At 72.2% G+C, this 3636-nt stretch carries 4 protein-coding genes; all 4 read left to right on the top strand.

Annotated features, from left to right (window positions below; translation table 11 throughout):
- Positions 1–104 precede the first annotated feature (104 nt).
- A complete protein-coding gene (gene efp / locus VI078_15760) occupies positions 105–668 on the top strand; it encodes an elongation factor P (protein ID HEY6000742.1) in 564 nt (187 codons plus the stop codon).
- 161 nt (positions 669–829) lie between these two features.
- Positions 830–1747 carry an amino acid--tRNA ligase-related protein gene (locus VI078_15755; GenBank protein ID HEY6000741.1) on the top strand — a complete coding sequence of 306 codons (918 nt, stop codon included), beginning with the start codon at positions 830–832 and terminating at the stop codon, positions 1745–1747.
- 115 nt (positions 1748–1862) lie between these two features.
- Positions 1863–2132: a hypothetical protein gene (locus VI078_15750; protein ID HEY6000740.1), complete on the top strand. Its 270-nt coding sequence runs from the start codon at positions 1863–1865 to the stop codon at positions 2130–2132.
- A 325-nt stretch (positions 2133–2457) separates the two neighbouring features.
- On the top strand, positions 2458–3636 hold a 1179-nt coding region (locus VI078_15745; protein ID HEY6000739.1), incomplete at its 3' end, for a hypothetical protein.

Genomic DNA, 3636 nt, shown 5'->3' with positions numbered 1-3636 from the left:
GTCTGACCGGCCGCGCGGCGCGGCCCGCCAGGGTCCCGCGCGGGGCCCGCGCGCGGCGCCCGCAACCGCGGCACAATCCAACGCGAGCAGCAACGGAGGAGCAGATGTACGAGACATCCGACATCCGGAAGAACCTCAAGGTGGTCATTGACGGCGCACCCTACGTGGTCACGGACTTCCAGCACGTCAAGCCCGGCAAGGGCAATGCCTTCACGCGCACCCGGCTGAAGAACATGATCACCGGCGCCGTCCTCGACCGGACCTACAAGACGGGCGAGCGGCTCGAGCCGGCCGCGCTGGAGGAGCACGACATGCAGTTCCTCTACAAGGAGGGGGACCGCTACCACTTCATGAACAGCGCGAGCTACGAGCAGGTCGAGCTCGACGCGGAGCACGTCGGGGATGCCGCGAACTGGATCACCGAGAACCTCTCCGTCAAGATCCTCTATTTCCGCGAGCAGCCGATCGGCGTCACGCCGCCGAACTTCGTCGAGCTGGAGGTGATCGAGTCCGACCCCGGCGTCAAGGGCGACACGGCGACCGGCGCGACCAAGCCCGCCAAGCTCTCCACCGGCGCCTCGATCATGGTGCCGCTCTTCGTCAAGCAAGGCGACTGGCTCCAGATCGACACGAGAACCGGAGAATATCTCCGCCGCGTGGCGCGCTAGTGCGCGGGCTGGCTGCGAGGCCATTCTCCGCCCCGGCGGCGTTGCCCGGCAGTCTCGCTTGTGCGGCGTACACCAGTACGCCTCCGCGCGGACATGCCGGGCTGCCTTGCCGGGACGAAGACTGACGCTCGCATCCAGCCAGCGTAACGACATCGTCTTCAATGGACCGGCACCGCTACCGTTCAAGGCCGCTGCACGAGCGGCTGCGGCTGCGCGACTTCGTGGTGCGCCGGCTGCGCGGCTGGTTCCAGGAGCGCGGCTTCATTGAAGTCGAGACGCCCCAGCGCGTGGTCTGCCCGGGGATCGACGCGCACGTGGACGCGATCCCGGCGGGTTCGGGGCGACATCTCGCCACCTCACCCGAGCTGGAGATGAAGAAGCTCCTGGCCGCCGGCTGCACGCGCATCGTCCAGGTCGCGCGCGCCTTCCGCGCCGGGGAGCGCGGGGAGCGGCACGCGCCGGAGTTCACCCTGCTCGAGTGGTACGCCGGCGGCGAGGACTACCACGACCTGATGGCGACCACCGAGGAGCTCGTGGCCGTGGCGGCCGCCGCGCTCGAGGACGAGGGCGTCCCGACACGCCTCGGGAGCTGGCCGCGCCCGTTCGCGCGCCTCACGGTCGACGAAGCCTACGGCCGCTGGGCCCGGTGGCGCCCCTCGCGCGCGTTCGACGAAGAGCGCTTCTTCGAGGACTTTGTCGAGAAGGTCGAGCCGCGGCTCGCGGAGCTCGGCGCGGTCTTCCTCACGGACTGGCCGGCGCCGGCCGGGGCGCTCGCGCGGCGCAAGGCCGACGATCCCGCGGTCTGCGAGCGCGTCGAGCTCCTCCTCGACGGCCTCGAGATCTGCAACGGCTTCTCGGAGCTGACCGACGCGCGCGAGCAGGAGGAGCGCTTCGCCCGCGACAACGCCGAGCGCGCCCGCCGCGGGAAGGAGCCCTACCCCGTCGACCGCGCGTTCCTCGACGCGCTGGCGTCCGGCGTCCCGCCCTGCGCCGGCAACGCGCTCGGCGTCGACCGGCTGCTCATGGCCCTCACCGGGAGCTCCCGCCTCGCCGACGTGACCCTCCTCGCCGGCCCCTGAAGCGCCCGGCGGCGCACGGACTGGCGCGAGGCCCGGCGGACGGGTAGGATGGAGGCGGCCGCCGCGGCCGAAGCCGGCGGACAGGCCGGTTTACGCCGGGGCCCGGATGTGATAGGTGAGCGTGCAGGCGACGACGAAGAGGGGGGATTCGATGGGCTTCTGGGACAAGATCGTGGAGTTCTTCAAGGAGGACGACTCCTGGATGCACAAGGAGCCCCGGCAGTTCCAGGGCAAGACCTTCACCGCCTGGGACGAGAAGGCGGACCAGTGGGCCGCCTGGCCGAACGCCCCGTGCGCCAAGTGCAAGGGCATCGGGCTGAAGAAGGAGCTGTACTGGAACCGCGAGACCGACACCTGGTACCACCCCGACTGCATGACGGAGTAGCCCGGGCCGTTCAGGAGGCCCTCTTGCGCCCTGGCGGCGTTGCTCCGCGCGCTGCTTGTGCGGCGTACTTTCCAGTACGCCTCCGCGCGCGCTTGTCGCTGCCTTGCCAGGACCCAAGATGACGCTCCTGCAGGGCCTGGGCAGCACCGGACCGACCCGTTCGACGTGTCTTGCCAGGACGAAAAATGACGCTCCCCGGCACCTCCGGCAGACGGTGCCGCACGTTCTTATTCCCGTGCCTCTTCAGGGTCTGTGATCACGCCCCCCAAGAACTCCGGCGCCGACTCTCCGGCGGCTCGAACGACGCAGAGCACCCGACGAGGCGATGAACGCGCAGGCTGAGGCCATCCTCCGGGAGGTCGCGGAGGCGCTGCGCAAGGCGCCGGCGCGGATCACGCTGCGCGGCGCCGTCCCCGCCGCGCGACCGTTCCTCGCCGCGATGCTCCACCGCGCGATCGCATCCCCGCTGCTCGTCGTCACGGCCGGCAACGCGGAGGCCGAGCGCTTCCACCGCGAGGCCGCGTTCTGGCTCGCGCGCGGCGAGCGCGCCCTGCTCTTCCCGTCGCGCGAGGTCCTCCCCTTCGAGCCGCTCTCGCCGGAGCCCGGGATCGCCGCCGCCCGCATCGAAACGCTCGCCGCGCTCGCAGCCGGCGGGGGCCGCCCGCTGCTCGTCGCCCCGCTCGAGGCGGTGCTCCAGCACCTCATCCCCCGGGGCAGGCTGCTGCTCGCGCGGCTGGAGGTGCGCCGCGGCGACACGCTCTCCTGGGAACGCCTGCGCCGCCACCTGCTCCAGTGGGGCTACCGCCCCGTCGAGCGCGCCGCCGAGCCGGGGGACTTCGCCCAGCGCGGCGGCATCGTGGACCTCTTCCCCCCCGGCGAGGGCTCGCCCGTGCGCGTCGAGCTCTTCGGGGACGAGGTCGACTCGATCCACCGCTTCGACCCCGAGACCCAGCGCAACACCGGCCCGCTCGAGCGCTTCGTCGTCCTGCCGGCGCGCGAGATCTTTCTCGACGGCGGGGTGCTTGGCACCCTGAACAAGCACCTCGTCGCCCCCGAGGGGGCCCCCGAAGGCGGCGAGTCGTGGCTGGCGCAGCAGGCCGCGGCGCTCCCCGGCCTGGAGCACTACGCGGCGGCGCTGCTGCACTCGCGCCAGACGATCGTCGATTACCTCCCGGCCCCGCCGGTGGTGCTCCTCGACGAGTGGCCGGACCTGGAGTCGCGCGCCTCGCGCCTTGCCGATGAGATCGCCAAGGGGGTCGCCCGCGCCGCCCTGCCGGGGCTCGCCGACCCCGATCGCGCCTTCGTGCCCTTCGAGAACTGGCGCACGTCGCTCGCGGACCAGCCCGTCGTGCAGCTGGACCTCTTCGGTCTCTCCCCCGACGCCGACCGGGAGGTCGCCCTCGAGTTCGCGACCGGCCGGACGTTCCTCGCGGCCGACGAGGCGGCGCCGGGCCGCGGCGGGCACCTGCCCGCGGCGGCGCGCACGCTCGCGACGGCGCAGCGG

It is taken from the genome of bacterium (assembly GCA_036524115.1).
Lineage (GTDB): Bacteria > JAUVQV01 > JAUVQV01 > JAUVQV01 > DATDCY01 > DATDCY01.
The sequence above is the reverse complement of the archived record's forward strand: the minus strand, read 5'-3'. Positions and strand labels throughout refer to the sequence as shown.